Origin of the sequence: Fusibacter ferrireducens, from assembly GCF_015352425.1 — a bacterium.
GTDB classification, from domain to species: Bacteria; Bacillota; Clostridia; order Peptostreptococcales; family Acidaminobacteraceae; genus Fusibacter_A; species Fusibacter_A ferrireducens.
Genome location: NZ_JADKNH010000002.1, coordinates 446306 through 463478 on the forward strand (window position 1 = coordinate 446306; position 17173 = coordinate 463478).

General features: G+C 36.9%; 16 protein-coding genes. 4 read left to right on the forward strand and 12 right to left on the reverse strand.

Going from position 1 to position 17173, the window contains the following annotated elements; all coding sequences use genetic code 11:
- Window positions 1–54: 54 nt before the first annotated feature.
- From ISU02_RS05055 to ISU02_RS05080, 6 genes are all read right to left on the reverse strand, one after another.
- Window positions 55–831: an N-acetyltransferase gene (locus ISU02_RS05055; protein ID WP_194700697.1), complete on the reverse strand. Its 777-nt coding sequence runs from the start codon at window positions 829–831 to the stop codon at window positions 55–57.
- A gap of 60 nt (window positions 832–891) precedes the next feature.
- On the reverse strand, window positions 892–1347 hold the full coding sequence (locus ISU02_RS05060; protein WP_228727724.1) for a GyrI-like domain-containing protein: 456 nt from the start codon (window positions 1345–1347) through the stop codon (window positions 892–894).
- 132 nt (window positions 1348–1479) lie between these two features.
- The gene (locus ISU02_RS05065; protein WP_194700699.1) at window positions 1480–2379 is read right to left on the reverse strand and encodes a helix-turn-helix transcriptional regulator; all 900 of its coding nucleotides are present in this window, start codon (window positions 2377–2379) and stop codon (window positions 1480–1482) included.
- 40 nt (window positions 2380–2419) lie between these two features.
- Window positions 2420–3739, reverse strand: a complete 1320-nt coding sequence (locus ISU02_RS05070) for a serpin family protein (protein WP_194700700.1) — start codon at window positions 3737–3739, stop codon at window positions 2420–2422.
- 163 nt (window positions 3740–3902) lie between these two features.
- A complete protein-coding gene (locus ISU02_RS05075; protein WP_194700701.1) occupies window positions 3903–4301 on the reverse strand; it encodes a hypothetical protein in 399 nt (132 codons plus the stop codon).
- A 1-nt stretch (window position 4302) separates the two neighbouring features.
- Window positions 4303–4605: a DUF2089 family protein gene (locus tag ISU02_RS05080; protein ID WP_194700702.1), complete on the reverse strand. Its 303-nt coding sequence runs from the start codon at window positions 4603–4605 to the stop codon at window positions 4303–4305.
- A gap of 226 nt (window positions 4606–4831) precedes the next feature.
- Between ISU02_RS05080 and ISU02_RS05085 the strand changes: the two genes are divergently transcribed.
- A complete protein-coding gene (locus tag ISU02_RS05085; protein WP_194700703.1) occupies window positions 4832–5686 on the forward strand; it encodes a methyl-accepting chemotaxis protein in 855 nt (284 codons plus the stop codon).
- A 304-nt stretch (window positions 5687–5990) separates the two neighbouring features.
- Entirely contained in the window at window positions 5991–7388 is a 1398-nt protein-coding gene (locus tag ISU02_RS05090) for a 6-phospho-beta-glucosidase (protein WP_194700704.1), read from the forward strand.
- A 149-nt stretch (window positions 7389–7537) separates the two neighbouring features.
- On the opposite strand, the gene ISU02_RS05095 is transcribed toward ISU02_RS05090, so the two are convergent.
- Window positions 7538–8881, reverse strand: coding sequence for an aminotransferase-like domain-containing protein (locus ISU02_RS05095; RefSeq protein ID WP_194700705.1), 1344 nt, complete (start codon window positions 8879–8881; stop codon window positions 7538–7540).
- Between the two features lie 204 nt (window positions 8882–9085).
- Here ISU02_RS05095 and ISU02_RS05100 point away from each other — a divergent pair, with 204 nt between their 5' ends.
- Window positions 9086–9787 carry a lysophospholipid acyltransferase family protein gene (locus tag ISU02_RS05100; RefSeq protein ID WP_194700706.1) on the forward strand — a complete coding sequence of 234 codons (702 nt, stop codon included), beginning with the start codon at window positions 9086–9088 and terminating at the stop codon, window positions 9785–9787.
- A gap of 116 nt (window positions 9788–9903) precedes the next feature.
- Here ISU02_RS05100 and ISU02_RS05105 read toward each other — a convergent pair whose 3' ends face one another.
- Window positions 9904–10725 (reverse strand): nitroreductase family protein, encoded by an 822-nt coding sequence (locus ISU02_RS05105; RefSeq protein ID WP_194700707.1) that lies wholly within the window; start codon window positions 10723–10725, stop codon window positions 9904–9906.
- A gap of 245 nt (window positions 10726–10970) precedes the next feature.
- Between ISU02_RS05105 and ISU02_RS05110 the strand changes: the two genes are divergently transcribed.
- A complete protein-coding gene (locus ISU02_RS05110) occupies window positions 10971–11438 on the forward strand; it encodes a MarR family winged helix-turn-helix transcriptional regulator (RefSeq protein WP_194700708.1) in 468 nt (155 codons plus the stop codon).
- 126 nt (window positions 11439–11564) lie between these two features.
- Here the strand turns inward: ISU02_RS05110 and ISU02_RS05115 are convergent, their stop codons facing one another.
- From ISU02_RS05115 to ISU02_RS05130, 4 genes are all read right to left on the reverse strand, one after another.
- The gene (locus ISU02_RS05115; protein ID WP_194700709.1) at window positions 11565–11972 is read right to left on the reverse strand and encodes a molybdenum cofactor biosynthesis protein MoaE; all 408 of its coding nucleotides are present in this window, start codon (window positions 11970–11972) and stop codon (window positions 11565–11567) included.
- Between the two features lie 92 nt (window positions 11973–12064).
- The gene (locus tag ISU02_RS05120; RefSeq protein ID WP_194700710.1) at window positions 12065–14173 is read right to left on the reverse strand and encodes a methyl-accepting chemotaxis protein; all 2109 of its coding nucleotides are present in this window, start codon (window positions 14171–14173) and stop codon (window positions 12065–12067) included.
- Between the two features lie 247 nt (window positions 14174–14420).
- Complete coding sequence (locus tag ISU02_RS05125) at window positions 14421–15401, reverse strand: dipeptidase (protein WP_194700711.1); 981 nt, start codon at window positions 15399–15401, stop codon at window positions 14421–14423.
- An 88-nt stretch (window positions 15402–15489) separates the two neighbouring features.
- Complete coding sequence (locus ISU02_RS05130) at window positions 15490–16806, reverse strand: MFS transporter (protein WP_194700712.1); 1317 nt, start codon at window positions 16804–16806, stop codon at window positions 15490–15492.
- Window positions 16807–17173 lie beyond the last annotated feature (367 nt).

A 17173-nucleotide genomic window follows, 5' to 3' on the forward strand; every position in this document is an offset into this window, starting at 1 on the left:
TCTTGTTGTTTAAAAAAAAACCTAGGTTAACTCAATTCAACCTAGGTTTAAAATCTATAAATCATATTTTTCCAAGTGCATCACAAGTTTTTTTTCTGTGAGCACTTCATTTGTAACAAATTTGCCATGGATAAATAAGGTGTAAATCGTACACGGCGTCGGCGCATTCTGAGCCTCTTCCACAGTCTCCAGCTTAATGATGCGGTAAGGAACGCCCCTATCCTTAAGCACTTGCTCCGCTAAAGGCACATATTTATCCGTATGCGGGCAACCGTTTGAGTAATAGATAACCACCCCTTGATCCTCGATTTGCCCCGTTTTCACACAAGGCTTAAATTGAGGCACTACATCCTTCTTTTCATCTATTGCATCAAAAGGGTAATAGAGGAGTTCAAAAGAGGGCTCTGCCATATCACAAATTTTAAAGCCTTTATACTTCAAAAAATTAGGGTCTGTTAAAAAGTGCATTTTCTTTTTGGAGCCCAATGCCACGAGACCTTTTTTCCCCTTCGCCTTTGCGTCTTCAATACAGGCATCCAAAAGCTGGTTTGAGTACCCTTGTCCTTTAAATTTTCCAGACACCCATAGACAACTTATGTACATATAATTTGGCGCTGTAATGGGGGCAAAACAACTTTCAGCTGGCATATACTCAATAAAGACTTTGCCACGCTCATTTAACTTTGTGAAGACCATGCCATCTTCAAACCTTTCCTTTAGCCAAGCCTTCTTGCTGCCCACGCAATTCTCACCCTTCTTTTCTGAAATAGCGCAGCAAATATGTTCTGTGTCAATATTGTTTAAATCTACAGTAACTAACGCCGTATTCATATTTATCAACTCCTCTTTTTATACAACGCCTCTTTATATATTTATCAAGGCGTATTGCTGCTAATTTAAACTAATATAAATCTCAATTGTTTGCTGACTCATATCCTCATTATCATTGTGATAGAGTTCAAAGTCATAGGCATATTTACGATCCAGATCCATTGCCCATATATCTTGCCAAGCTTTGCCTACGGATTCCACAGCATCCCCTATGATCGTAAATTTTGCATACTTGCCCCCTGCGATGGTTCTCGTCTCAAAATCATTTTGACCGCCTTTTGAAACTGCCACACCACACATAAATCGATAAGGTTTCGTAAAATCACCTTCATAATCTGTATAAAGTCCGATGCCTTTTCCCGTGGTCTGATCTTCAATGCGTTCAAAAAGACCTTCACTGATAAACTGTTGCCACATTGCGCCAATGTCGTACATGGATTGTCCATTCTCATTGGTCGTCACGATGGATTTTCCCACAACTGTAATTGCTTCAAGTGTTACGATTTCATAATTCATACCATTCATCTCCTATTCATTCACTAGATTTTTTATATCTTTATTATAGGCGACTTAATATGACACCAGTGTGTCATATTAGATAATTTAATATGAAATTATTTTAAATTCATCTATTTTATATATCTAATTTCATATATTTAATATCTTTTGAGCTTTATCTTTAAGCCTTTCTTTTAAAATACTGGGCTCAATATCAATCAAATAATCGGCATAAGTCATGATGTAATTGAGTAACCAATCATCCATCTCTGCTTCAAAGGTGACTAGCAGAATCCCTTGATCTTCTTGATGCACAATCCCACTCAAGGGAAACTCCTCTTCAACTCTAAATAAGGCCTTGGCATCAAGCGTTAAAACAACTGGCTTCATATGCTTCATTTCATGAGATTTAAGTACCCAATCTGAAATGTCATAATCTTTCCTATTAAAACTTTCGGAGGTGATTTCAGTATCCAGTATTCGTGATATTCTAAAGGTTCTATAGTCTCTTCTCTTATGACAATAGGCCACTAGGTACCATCTCTGCTGCTTAAAAATGAGTTTAAGCGGATCAACGATACGTTCTGTTTTCTCCCCACTATTATTCTTATAGATCATTTTTAAGGTTTGGTTTTTTTGAAGTGCTCTTTTGATGTTTTCAAAGATTTTAGGTTGTCTTTCATGACTAAAATCCGAAAAATCGACTTCGACATAAGCATTCTGCTCCCCATCAAATAGATGCTTAAGCTTACTAATCGCCGTATCCGACGACTGATAATGAGTAGCTTCTAAAACTTCTAGACCCAATAGAATACTGTTTTTCTCCGTTTCTGAAATGACCGTTTTATTGAGCACATAATTCTCAAGGAGACTTATACCGCCTCCTGTGCCCTTATCCGTATAAATTGGAATACCACTCGTGGAAAGTGAATCAATATCTCGATAAATTGTCCGTGTGGAAACTTCAAATTGATCTGCCAGTTCTTTAGCCGTAACGCGCCCCTTGTTGAGCAATATATGAACAATGCTAAACAATCGATCTGTCTTCAAATGAATTCACCTTTTCCCTTCTTATCTTAAAAAGTAAAGTTTATGGTTCTCTTACAATACCTACAAACAGCACTGCGCCAGTCTTGTCATCTTTTATGAGGTACAAGAAAGGCTTATCGCATTTAAAAGTCACGGGTTCACTTGGCATTGCAGATGTCGTTTTAGCTTCAACGACTGTCACTGCAGCAGCTTCTGTACCCTTTTCGTCTAATATAATACGTGCGTTCTGAAAAATAGAACTGATATATACGTTTTCATCTTTGATCTCAACCATATTTCCGAATTCAGCTTCCTCTCTAGAAAATGCACGCCCCATACCTTTTTCCGTAAGCAAGTCCACTAATGGATTGCTCACCTCATAATCAAACTTAGGCAGACTCAAGTCTAATTCCTGCCATTGATCGGGTTCAGAATAAATCATTTTTTTTAAATCATCGTATTTTAGAGTGCTTAGAAAATCATTCAAGTTCCCTTTGGGCAAAATTAGAACCAAGCTACTGCCGCCATAATAAGGTAAACGCGTCATTTGGTACTGCGCATCTTCTTGATAAGCCAATCGACGTGTCTTATGCATCATATTAACCATTGTCTTATCTGTTTCAGTTTTAAAAAAAGGTTCTTCTTTGGTTGCTAATTCGTGAAATTCATCGATCCAAGTGCCTTTAAAATATACTGTGTTCATCAAATAAACGATCGTATCTGCATCTATTCTATCAAAGGTGCCTTTGAGCAAATGGTTCGTCTGATCTTCAACCCATTGGTTCATTTGATCCACTGTTTTGGGGTCACTAAAGTCAGAACGATAGACCTGTGCATTATAAAAAATCCCCAATGTATTGACAAATTCTTTTTTGAGTTCCAGATTTTCTCTAAACCATAATGAATTTGCAACCTTCATCTTAATCCCCGGCGTTTCTAAGTCCTCTCCGCTATCAAGCGCATTCAAGTAATTCATCCATGCGTTGTAGCGTTCATTAATTTCGAGTTCTTCTTCACCCAGCACCTTTAAAATACCTGATTTTGTTTCACCTTCTGCACCATTTTCAAGCATTGCAAGTGCAAACGCCAAACTGGTTGGAGAAAGTAGCAAATTGCTCTCTTGATCTCTTTTCGCCATTTCTTGTATCAACTCAAATCCCATTTGATTCGATGACATAATGCTTGCTTTAACAGTATCATCCATTTCTTCATTTTCTGTGTTTAAGATTTTAAAAGATTCTTCGGCTTTGACTAATCCTTCAACAGATGTTATACCATCCTTGTCACTTGTACAGCCGACTAGTGAAATTAAAGATACGATTAACACCACAATCACACTCGTATGTAAACTTCTCAAATTTCTGTTTCCTTTTTTATTCATTAGGCACTCATCCTTTCAAAATAACTTTTGGGGTATTTTATGGCATATACACTCTACTCATCGTACACTTCGTTTGACGAAAAAGCTCATAAAAAGTTCCGATTTTCCGCGATTGGATTTAATTTGCGAATAAAATAGGCCCTGACTTTTGGCACTCAAGGATCTATTCCAAATCTTGGATACTCATCTTTTCGAGTTCCAGATTTTTTTTGCGCTTTTCACGACAGCCTAAGTAGATGGCATAGAATATAAGTGTAGAGATGTTACTTATAATAAACACAGGAATCACTGTAGAAAGTATTTCTCCTAAACTTGCTGAAGCCTCAGAATGTGACACTTCTTGAGTAACCGCTTCGCCATTGATAATTTCTGTTTTTGAAGTCGATGTGAATGTGGTAAAAACAGCAATATTAGCCACCATTAACAGTGAAAACATAAAACAGATCATAGGGATTATCAATCCAAGCCACTTATTTTGTTTATTAGATAAAAAAATTTGTAAACCTATGCTGCCTCCTATTAAAAACAAAAATAAAATAATCGCAAAAAATGTATTTTCCATCTTATTCGTTCTCCTTCATTGCTTTTTTGTATTCCGTTATCAAGATTTTTGCAGTTGCAAAATCAACCTTCTCATTTACTGCCAGTCTTTTTATAAGTGCAATATAAGGCTCATTAGCCGTATCATCACTAATTTTAATCTTCTGTATCAACCGATCAAGTCTTAATCTCACAGTGGGATAAGTCACATTATACTGCTTGGCAATCTCTTTAAGTGAACCTGATGCCATTATGAAATTCTTTACAAAAGACACATCTTCATCATCCAGATTTACCATCCAATCTGGAACAATTTCTATTGCCATATGATACCTCCTTTAATAAAGTTAATGATACTCTTTAATTTTATTAAAGTCAATCCTTAATAATATCTAAATAAAATTTCATTTTATCTATTCAAATTCAAACATGTGATGATATTCAAGTCAAATAATAGGCCTATTTCAGACATTTCAGAAATGTTAGACTGAATTCAAAAGCTTTAATTGTAAAAATATATCTAAATTATATTACCTGGGGGGCGATTTAATTATGTCAGAAAAAGAACTCTTAAATGGAACCATTGAAATTTTAAGTGATTTAAAGAACATAGTTGATGCAGCAGAAGTTTATCTGAAGTTATTTCCTTTAGATTGTTGCGCAATCATTTGCGATAACGAAGGGGTTATCGTTGGCTATACACCTGCCAAAACATTCGATATTGGCGTTAAAGTTGGGGGACAGGCTACGCCTGACGGTGTAATGCACAAAGTTCTGACCACAAGACAAGAACAAATGAGTATTCGTTCAAAAGAAAGATACGGTTTTCCAGTCAAATCGGTTGGACACCCGATCAAAAAAAATGGTGCCTATATTGGTGCTATTGTCGTCATCATGACTTTAGAAATTCAAAACAAACTGCACGAATCTTCGCAATCGATCGCAGAGGGAACCGAAAAAACCACTGCTATGATGGAGGAAATCGCCTCTACTGCCAAGATCTTATCATCACACATTGGCGATTTAAAAGAAAAAGGAAATCGCGTTATTGAAGAAACAAAAAAGACGGGAGAAATTTTAGATTTTGTAAGTTCTGTTGGTCGAAATTCAAATTTATTGGGCCTCAATGCATCTATTGAGGCAGCACGAGCTGGTGAACATGGCAAAGGTTTTGCCGTAGTAGCGCAAGAAATTCGAAAAATGGCTGAAGAAAGTACTTTAGCAGTTGAAAATATCAAAAATACACTTAACACCATTAGAGAAGAAACAGATGAGATCATCAATGCCATTAATAAAGCGCTTATCTTAGGCGAGCAACAATTACGCGCCTCAGACGAAGTCGCTCATGATATGGAAGAACTGACACAATCCGCTTTTGAAGTTGAAAAAATTGCAGATCAGCTGTAACCCATGAAGCTGGACGAAAACAAATGAGATTAATCGAGGCTATTGCGAATCTAAGAACTGAGATGCGTGATGGCCTCTTTTTATTACATATAACTCTTTCTCTCTGTTTTGCCCTCTATGATTTCTATCTATGATTTGTATCAGACGTAATAAGATCTATGAGAACTTGAGTTGCTTTAAAACGATCACAACTGTTACGGTACAGTTGTGTTCTTTATGCATTGATTACAAAAAAAAATTCGGATATCATTAAGACATAAGATTCGGATAAGCCGATTATATTGTTTAAGTAGGAGGAAATAACATGACAAAAAAGCCCGTTAAAATTGTCACCATAGGTGGAGGTTCTTCATATACACCAGAGCTCGTAGAAGGATTTATCAAAAGATACGATGAACTCCCTGTAAAGGAATTGTGGCTTGTAGATATTGAGGAAGGTCAAGAAAAACTAGAAATCGTTGGAAATCTTGCTAAGCGTATGGTTGAAAAAGCTGGATTGCCCATGAAAATATTCTTGACGCTGGATAGAGAAAAGGCGCTGCCAAATGCAGATTTCGTAACGACTCAGTTCCGTGTGGGATTATTAGATGCCCGAATTAAAGATGAACGCATTCCACTCAGTCATGGTCTCATTGGACAAGAGACTAATGGCCTCGGCGGTATGTTTAAAGGCCTCAGAACGATTCCCGTTATATTGGACATCGTTAAAGATATCAAAAAATATTGTCCTGATGCATGGCTTATTAATTTTACAAATCCAAGCGGTATGGTCACCGAAGCGGTTCTAAAATACACAGATCATACTAAAGTTGTAGGACTCTGCAATGTGCCTATTGGCATGCAAATGTCTCTAGCACTTATGCTGGATGTGCCACCTGAAAAACTACGTCTTCAGATCGCTGGATTGAACCATCATTTCTTTGCAACTGACGTCTTTTTAGAAGGTAAAAGCGTTATGCCTGAAGTCCTCGAAAAATATATTGCATTTTCAAATGAATATGCCATCAAAGAGAGAATGGCTATGATGAAAGCCAGCCGTGAAAACATTGGCAAAGAAGGCCATAAGGCAGAAGAAAGTCTTTCTAAAACGCCTATGCTCATGCCATTCAGCGAAGCTTTTCTTCGCGGTATTCAGGCGGTGCCTTGTGGCTACATGATGTATTATTACCATACCAAGGAAATGCTTGAAATGGAAGTTGAAGAATACAAGCAGGGCAATGTGCGCGCTGAAGTGGTCAAACGTACAGAGGCAGAACTGTTCGAGCTTTACAAAGATGAGCATTTGAATATCAAACCCCCTCAACTTGAAAAACGTGGTGGTGCACACTACAGCGATGCCGCATGTAATTTAATCGCCTCTATTTACACTGACAAAGGTGATATACAATATGTAAACTGTAAAAATAATGGTGCGGTTACTGGGATCGACAACAATAGTGGCGTGGAAATCGCTGCTGTTATTACAGCCGATGGTCCTAAGCCAATGGCAATAGGTACACTACCGCCTACTATTCGCGGTACAATCCAAAACATAAAAGCATTTGAAACCTTAGTGTGTGAAGCCGCAGTTACTGGCGATAAAAATATTGCCATCACAGCACTGAACAACAACCCACTCGTACCATCTGACACAATGGCTGCAGAAATATTTGAAGAAATGTTGGAAGCCCACAAACGCCACCTCCCTAATTTCTTCAAATAGGCCAAAGAAAACGACAGATAAACTGAAGCTAAATGTTCTTATCTGTCAAGATCTTGTTATTTTAACAAATGAGGCATCAATTCTTTTGAATTGATGCCTCATTTGTTGTCATAGCGATTCTATTTGTGACAGATGACCTACATTAAGTTTCATACAGATTGCTCTATCTCTGACATGATCAGAGCAATGCCTCTTGCAATTTGCTCATTATTTGTACGCGTGATACATATTCGAATTCCTTTTTCATACGAAGTTGGACTAAAATAGAAATGGATACCAGAGCTGACCACAATGTTTTGCTTCTCTAAATTATCGATGAGCCTAGATTCATCTAAGTGCTCAGGTAGCCATATATAAGCATAATAACCGGAACCATATGACCACTTGCACCCGTCAGGCAAATCTGACAATTTTGCAATTTCTGATTTCAGACATTTTATTTTGCTGGAGTATTGTTTTTTTAAAAGATTGATGTGACTGTTAATCATGCCATTCCTGATGTATATTTCCAGTGTAGCTTGTGCCACTATAGACGAAGCCACATAAGAATAATAGTAGTGATTGCGCTTATACGTTCTAAAAAGATCTATAAGATGCGAAGGCATAACACATAATCCAATTCTAATCCAAGGAATGATCTTTGAAAAGCTTTTTAGATAGATATGATGATAATGATCTCCATAAGCATATATGGGATCATATTTCACATTAAAATCCATTTCCGCTAAATAATCATCTTCAACAATGTACACATCATACTTTTCAGCAAGCATTGCTATTTTTTCTCTTGTCTTTTTCGAATAACATGTTCCAAGTGGATTATGATGTCTTGGCACAGTATAAAAAAACTTGATATTTCCGGTTTTAAAGAGATGTTCCAACGCCTTAAGGTCCAATCCATTTTCATCTCTTTTTATAGTTAGTGTTTTGATTCCCGCTTGCTTTAAAAACATAATGTAAAGCGCGTAAGTGGGCTCTTCAATTAATATGCATTCCTTATTATTTGGAAAAGGCATTTGGGATAAGATTGTAAGCACTTGCTGTATCCCTAAATTAATAAAAATATTTTGATAGGATGAAAAAATTTGATATTCCCTGAGATATTTTTCAAGTAATCGTCTTAACGATGCTATGCCTTCAATATCTGTATGTAAGGCAACGCGGCTATAAATATCCACTGCACTATTGAGACAATGTTTAAAATCATCGCTGGGCATTTCATCAATTAAAGGGACTCCTGTGGAAAAATCAATCTGCGCCAAATCTCTTTCAGGTGCCACCATCGTGGCTTCAACTACAAAATAACCACTTTGAGGCACCGCATAGACAATATGTCGATCCACTAAATCCTCATAGGCCTTGATCGCCGTGGACATGCTACATCCAAACATTTTTGAAATGGATCGAATCGAAGGCAATCTTTTACCCGGTTCAAACTTATTGAGTTTAATTTTTTGCTCAATGCTTTGAGAAATTTCCAAATATTTGTACATACTAAATCACACACGCTCTCCATTTTCTTAATGCTTATCCTTTGCATTTGTATCATTCTTCATGATATCAAACAAGATCTTCATATGCAAATCAAACCTTTAAAAGTGCCCTATAAAACATCACCATTACTTTATATTTGTTCTGTTTACAGTGGTGTGATAAAATGGTGTTGTAAAGCATATAATGCACTGGAGGACATAAAAATGATAAGTAGCGTAACCGCAAAATTGATTCATATTGTACCTAAAAAAATGAGTAAATTTATCTCAAAAAAACTGGTCAATAAATACCTCGATAAATATGCCAACATAGAAGTGAATGGATATGAAAATTTGGAAGGCATAAAAACCCCCACTATTTTTGTGTGTAATCATTTGAGCAATTCCGATGGCTTGGTTTTAGATAGAGCTTTAAAATCCATAGATCCAACATTCATCGCAGGCGTAAAGTTATCGGATAATGCATTGACCAACATTGGGGTAAATGTGATAAAGACCACAAATATAACGCCTAATTCCTCTGACATAGAAGGGATCAAAAAAGTTATTAAACTTGTAAAAAAAGGAGAAAGTTTATTGATTTTTCCCGAAGGCACTCGAAGCAGAACAGGACGTATGATAGAAGCCAAGAAAGGTGTCGTCTTAATTGCCAGAATGACCGGAGCACCTATTATACCCATTGGATTATATGGCACGGAAAAATTGTTGCCAATTCATCCTGAAGGCGATATGGGGGCCGAGCATTTTAATCATGCCGATGTTCATATTAACATTGGGGAACAGTTTGAAATTTCAGCACGATCAAAGGAACAATCTAAAAAAGACTATGAATCTCAAATTGTGGACACAATGATGAAAAAAATAGCTGCATTATTACCAGAAGATTATAGAGGCGTTTACAAATAAGCGCCCTAGAGCGCCTATCTCTATCGTTTTTGCAAACACAGACATATAAAAAAACACCCGTCCAAGGTGTTTTTTTGTATATGCTTCCTAACATGATATGCATTTTAAAATCGGTCTTACATCCAAGTGATGTCAGCTTGTTTTCTAGGCACTGTCCTCTTATATTTTACCGCAGGATGGCCAATTACCATAGCACACACAACTTCTTTGCCCTCTTTAATTTGAAGAAAATCTCTAATTTGTGCATTGCCATGTGCCGCTTTTGCCAAGAAACCACTGAAAAAAGTGCCTAGCCCCAGCGCATTTGCCATCAATTCCATATTAGAAGCCGCTAATGCACCATTTACCTCTGACTTGGCACTGATGACAATAACCACCGGCGCATTAAAGAATAAAAAGTCACTTCCCTCTGGATTTGTTTGATATGATGTATACATTTTAATCCACATTCTCGCATAGTTTTCATACATTTTGTTTTCTGGAGTCAGATTTGCCAAAATATACTCTCCGGTATTTTTCAAACTTTCAAGCGTCATACCTCTTAATTCTGGCAGACCAGATTTGATCACGGCATAAGATACATCCTGCATATTAATTCCCGTTTGTGTAAATCGGCCTGCCTCAATGATTTTCTCAAGTATCTTGGATTCAACATCTTGTGCTTTAAATTGCCTTACACTTCTCCTATACTTTATAAAATTCAGTAAAGTTTCAGATTCAATATCAAAATGCTCTTTTGAGTATGCCTTGACCTCTTCCATATTATACTCTTCAATGGTTACAGCGTTTTGTGGGCAAATCGCTATACAATGTCCACAGTTCATACAGTTCACATTTCTAACGACTGCTTTTTGGTCCACTATTTTAATATCTCTTGCAATACAATCTTTAACACATAAGCCACAACCAATACACTTCTCACAGTTTACTACTGTCATGTTTTTTTACTCCTTTATCGTCCTCAATAAACTTTTTACAAATCTCACTTGAATGATTTGTACATTTTGCACACTTTTATATCGCGCGCGATATAAAAGCGCTTTTCCAGTCTAAACTTTTTATAGGCAATTGTCAACTGCTTAGTCCCTTCTGACATTGAGTACTCACTCTAGACAAGCCGAACATAACATGCTAATATAGCGCATGAGAGCATATAATTGAAGTTACAACGAAGGGAGTCGTCATGGCAAAAGAAGAAAATATAGACACTTTAAAATTGGATAATCAGCTCTGCTTTAGATTCTATTTGGCCTCTCGTTTGACAACCAAACTTTACAAGCCTTTGTTAGATCAGCTCAACTTAACCTATCCTCAATACTTAGTTATGCTCATACTCTGGGAAATGGATGCCATACAAATTAAAGTGATCAGTGAAAAAATCTTTTTAGATACCAATACATTGACGCCTCTATTGAAAAGATTGGAATCCAATGGGTTAATCACCAGAACACGATCATGTGAGGATGAAAGACAGGTGATCATCAGATTGACAGATCAAGGCAAAGATTTAAAACAGTTGTCCAAGCCTATTCCTCTTGAACTATATAACCATATGCTTTCAAGCGGAGATATCAATGAAGAGGATTTTAAAGCATTAAGTCGCTTACTAGATCAATTCACTTCTGCCATGCTGAAATCTAAAGATTTATAGACAAGATTAGAAAAAAATCTTTCAGTTCAAATCTTGTTGTTTAACTCAAAACGTCACGGATACACTTTCATATCGGTGACGTTTTTATATTTAGAAGACTACGTTATCATCGTAAGATGACATCTTTCAATTTTGTTCCACTTCAGTGACACATTCATTTTTAATCTTACTCACGAGGAATTGTAATGCATCCACCACATGTGGCCGAACATCTCCACCTATGAGCACATACATAATGTCATCTCCAACACTGAGTTGTCCTTCATTAAGCCATGTCCTAACATAATAAATACCATCCATGCTATAAGTTTCTTTAACAGCGGCATCTACCTTATCGGCATCATAGCTGAAGTGCATTCCAACCACTACTGAACCGTCATGGATGCCCTCTCTTACTTGCGCTTTTGGCGTCTGCCTAACAATGCCATTATGAACCAAAAACATGCCTTCCTGCGAAACCTTAGTATCCAACTTTGCCTCTCTCAGCCACATATCCATTGAGGGAGATGCCTTCTTCGGTTTTGACTCACTCATACCCTTCACCTCATAACATATATTTATTTTACGCTATTGCATTTGATTACTACTATATTATCATAAAGCGGCCCCCTACAAGTCACTTATTGCTATGCATCAATATTAAATTTATTAACTTGTTCTTCAATATACATAGCCACTTCAGTCAACTCTTTTGCCATGTTGGCTATGGCATCAATTGTAGCACTTTGCTGATCAACTGAAGCCGACACTTCTTCAGCGGCAGACGCATTTTGTTCCGTGACACTTGAAATATTATTAAGTGCCGTAATGACGATTTCTTTATCCTCTACTGCTTGTACGATATTGCCATCTAAACTGTGAATATCTTGAATGACCAATTTGATATTTTTGACTGCTTCATCAAATGATATTGCCACTTGTGCGGTTGCTTCAGAATTCTCTTTAATCACTTGATTCACACTGATCATTTGGGTGTTTGTGCCATCTATATCCTTTTGAATCTCAGACATGGAAGTATTGATCTTACCCGTTAGGATCGACGTTTCTTCTGCTAATTTTCTTACTTCTTCAGCAACTACAGCAAAGCCACGACCTGCATCCCCAGCTCTCGCCGCTTCTATTGCAGCATTAAGAGCAAGTAAATTCGTTTGAGTTGCAATATCTTCAATGAGTTTAGATACCTCACCAATGGCACCAGATTTCTGTTTTAACCCTTGAATTAGTTCTGAGATCTCAACGATGGCATTATCCGTTTTAACCAAATTTTGCTTTAAATCATTTAAAGTGTTGCTCGTCTGAATATTGACCTGATTAACCTTTTCAGAGCTGTTAAGCATATGTTTTGCATCCACTGTAACATCATTGATTTTATCCGTTAATTGAATCAATTTATCAATCCCATCATTGGTATCACGGCTTTGTTTAAAAGCACCTTCTGCAAGATCACTTACAGTAGCACTGACTTTTACTAGACTCTGGCTTGTTTCACTTGTAGATACGCTCAATTGAGTAGAGCCTTGATTTAAACTGTCCACCTGATGTTTCAAAGTTGTGATAAAATCAACAAGTGCCAATCGCATATGATCTAATTCCCTTGCCATTGTCCCTGTCTCATCATTATACCGATACCATTTGCTATCTTCTGGTGCCTCATTAAGATTTAAATTGGCAATCCGTTTAACAATTTCTGTAATGCCGACAACAGGCGTCGCAATCTGTCTTCCCACAATAATTGATATGACAATTGATATAATCATCAGCACAAGACCAACACCTATAAAAGAAATAACAAGTGTATTCAATGATGCAAACACTTCATTTAAAGGCGGTGCAACCCCAACGACCCAGCCATTTCCCAAATGTTTAAAGGCATTGATTTTTTTCATATTATTAAAGGTATAGTAAGCAAGTCCAGTATTGTTTTGATTGATACCATCTATCAAAGTCGATAAATCCTCATTTTGGATTTCAGTTAAATTTATACCTTGTTCCAACGTTGGATGCACAAGAATATCTTGATTGCCATTGAGCAAGTAAGCGTAGCCTGTATCATAGACTTTAATGCTACTGATAATTTCACTGAAAACATCAAAAGTGATGTCCACTCCTGCCACGCCGATAAACGCACCATCTTTTATAATAGGTGTTGAATAAGTGATTAATTTTTCTCCAATTACTGGGTCATCGTAAGTTTCAGACCAAATCCCTTTTCCATTCGCTTTTGGATTGTGATACCATCCAAAACTGGGATCACTCGAATCTGCTATGGCATCTGGCCCTGGTTTATCTTCTTCGCTGAGCATGAAATAGTTTTTGCCAGTATCATCTAGTATTGCAACAGATTGATACATTTTTTCAGTGCTGTAGTCTGTGGATAAAACAACATAAGCATCTACATTATTTTCAATTTTATAAGCAAAATTAGAAACCAATCCATCTAAAGCTTTAATGTAGCTTCTCGCATATTCATCTCTTGCATCAGTGTCAAGAGCCATTTTTTTCACATCGATTAATTCCGAAGCTGCCATTGCCAGCGCTTCCGTGTATGTTTCTATTTCAGTTGTAATGAGCTCCATTTGATCCCCTGCATTGATTGTCTGGTTTATCAGCTTGTCCTCAACCTCCAATTTTATTGCACTCTTCGAAATTGTGAAGGCTATAATCCCCAAAACAGCCAACAAGGATATGGTAATTAAAAACATGGTCCTAATTATTTTCATTTGTATTGATTTCATAGTATCCCTCCATTACATTTCCTCAGCAACCTAAAATCTAATACTTATGTACCCATTTAAATCCAATTTATGCTCTAATTTATGCTTTAAATATAGTATCCACTTATGAATACGATTTTCGCCTACGATTTTCCCGATTGATGCCTCTGAGAAAATTGTCAGCGTAAATCTTGTTGCTTTAATCAAAAAAGATCGCTTAGTCAGTTTTTATCAACAGGGCTAAACGACCTTTTATATTTTTTAGGAATTATAGACAATCATACATAACTCTTAGCACATTTTTATAAAATATTTTTTCAATCTCGGTTGTGTTGAAGCCCACTTTTCTTAAAGCGTTTTCAAGCAAATACATTTTATCACTGCTGTCTACTTCCAAAATACCGCCAATGCCATCAAAATCACTTCCCAAACCGATGACATCTATACCGCCAACATTGACGATATGTCGTGCCATTTCAGCATATGCTTTTACGTAACCATGATGCTCTGATAGATCTGCATTTGAAAAAGCAGGGGCAAAGTTAATCCCCGTAATGCCACCGTGTTTTGCAAGGATCTTTATCATGTCATCCGTTAGGTTTCTCGGATGATTGCTGACACTTCTCGCATTGGAATGTGTTGCAACAAAGGGCTTCTTACATATTTGAGCAACATCGTAAAAGCCACCGTCGGACAAATGGGACACATCCACAATCATACCAAGTGTCTGCATATATTCAACGGCCTCTCTGCCAAAATCCTTTAATCCTTGATGCATGATCTCAGGCTCTCTGGAATTGGGATACCCAAAACAATTCTCATAATTCCATGTTAATGACATCGCTCTAAATCCCATATCATAAAATGTCTTTATTCGGCTCAATTTGCCATTGACATCACGACCATCTTCCATCGTTAAAACGGCACTCATCACACCCTGTTTTTCATTTTCAACAAGATCATGAGCATTATAAGCTATTTTGATCAACGCCTCATTGGCTTCAAGATTTTTCATTAAATAGCCGTGCAGTATATTAATGTACTCGCTATCCGTCAATCCCTCAACCTCAAACGACTCATAAAATTGAGGCGGAGGTAAAAACACAGCAAAGAACTGAGCTAATTGCCCACCTGCCTGCATTCTTTCAAAATCAACAGATGTGAATTCAGACTTTAATAAATTGGCACGATCATGATCGTGAATCAATAACTGCATCAAAGTATCACAGTGCATATCAATAAATTTCATCGCATTTTACTTCCTTTATTTTCTTTTTGACGGCATTCTTATCCGCCAATATCATATCATATGCCCAGAGCATTTGCATTCTGATTTTCTATGCCTCTTTTTTATCTTTAAATACCATGGGCAAAGCGATAATGCCTATCACTAAAATGATAAATGCCGTACCAAAAGCAACTCGATATCCTGCAAAATTGATCAAATAACCATAAAATACGGCACCTATTCCAACTGCCAAATCATTGGCTGCATAGTAAGTTGAAAACGCACGTCCCCGCTCATTAGGCTCTGCGCGTTCCACCGACAAAATAGTGAGCACAGTATAGCAAAGGCCACCTCCCAATCCATAAAGAACTCCTGCCGAATACAACATGAATGTGTTTTGCAATGTGACTAAAAATAAAAAACTAAAGGCCATAATAACCATGCCTATACGCAATATCATCTCAATACTCATACGCGTAAAAAGCCAGGTGGACAGCAAACGCGAAATAAATAAACAAATCGCATAAATGGTAAAGAATAATTCCACCCCCTTAATGCCCTGTGCATCTGCAAATGGTGCTAAAAACACAAAAATAGAAGACACTGGAATAATAATAAACATAGTCATCACGACAGCATTGAGTGCTTTCTTTTCAAAGATTCGCCACAAAAAACTTGTTTTATTATTTTGTTTCATGTCTTCTTTATCTGTATTAGTATCTGTATTAGTACCTATATTAATATCTATATTAATGTCTATATTCATATCATTATCTGCATCAACTTCTTTTAGAATATGATCTTTTAACTTGAATCTGTTTTTTTTCTCATAATTTAACGTCAATAACATGAAAATTGATAATGTACAAACCAAAACATTTAATTTAAAAAAACCCTTTGCTTGTTGATTGGAAATCATGAAGATTCCAATAGCTGGACCGATAGCTTGTGAGATGGCAGAAGAAAGTCCATAATATCCAATGCCCTCGTTAAATCTTGATTTATTCAAGACGTCAGCTGCCATTCCAGCTGTTGCAATGGACATTGCGGCTACACCTGCACCTTGAAGAATGCGAAAAACGGCAACAAGCAAGTTATTCTTTGTTGCTAGAAATACAAGAAAGGGTAATGTAAAGACCAAAATACCTAAAAGCCCAATAGTCCGCCGCCCATACGTATCACTCAAAGCACCTGATAGTATACGTGTAACCATCATGCTTATTGAAACACCGCTGGCAATTATCCCGACTTGCACAGTGTCCATTTTCAATTGAAGCAGATAAAGTGGAAATGATGAAAATAGAGCTTGAAAACATATATTCGACACCACAGCGATCACACAAACCTTAATGAAGGTATCTGTCCAAAGTGGTTCTTTCTCTACTTTCTTACTCTGATACAAAATATTTTTCTGTAATAAACTCATAATCAATTTGCCCCCAAAAAAATTTCTATAAGACACTTAGATCTCTCTTTTCCCAATAAAACAAATTTGCTGTTAATTGCTCAGTCGCCCGCACCCCATTTTCACCTCTTTCAGCATCCTATTGAACACAATAATTACGGGTTCCTAATTAATTAAGCATAGCACCAATATCGCTTATAGTCAATTATTTATGCGCTTCATCAACGGCGAATAAACCAACAAATCGCTTTAAATTACCACTCCTTAATAGAGTAGAAAGATAACTGCAAGAATTATCTCCCTCTCATTGAACCGTACGTACGGGTCTCGTATACGGCTCTACAACTTATATTCCAACTTATCTTAGATAATAATTTAAAGGATTGAG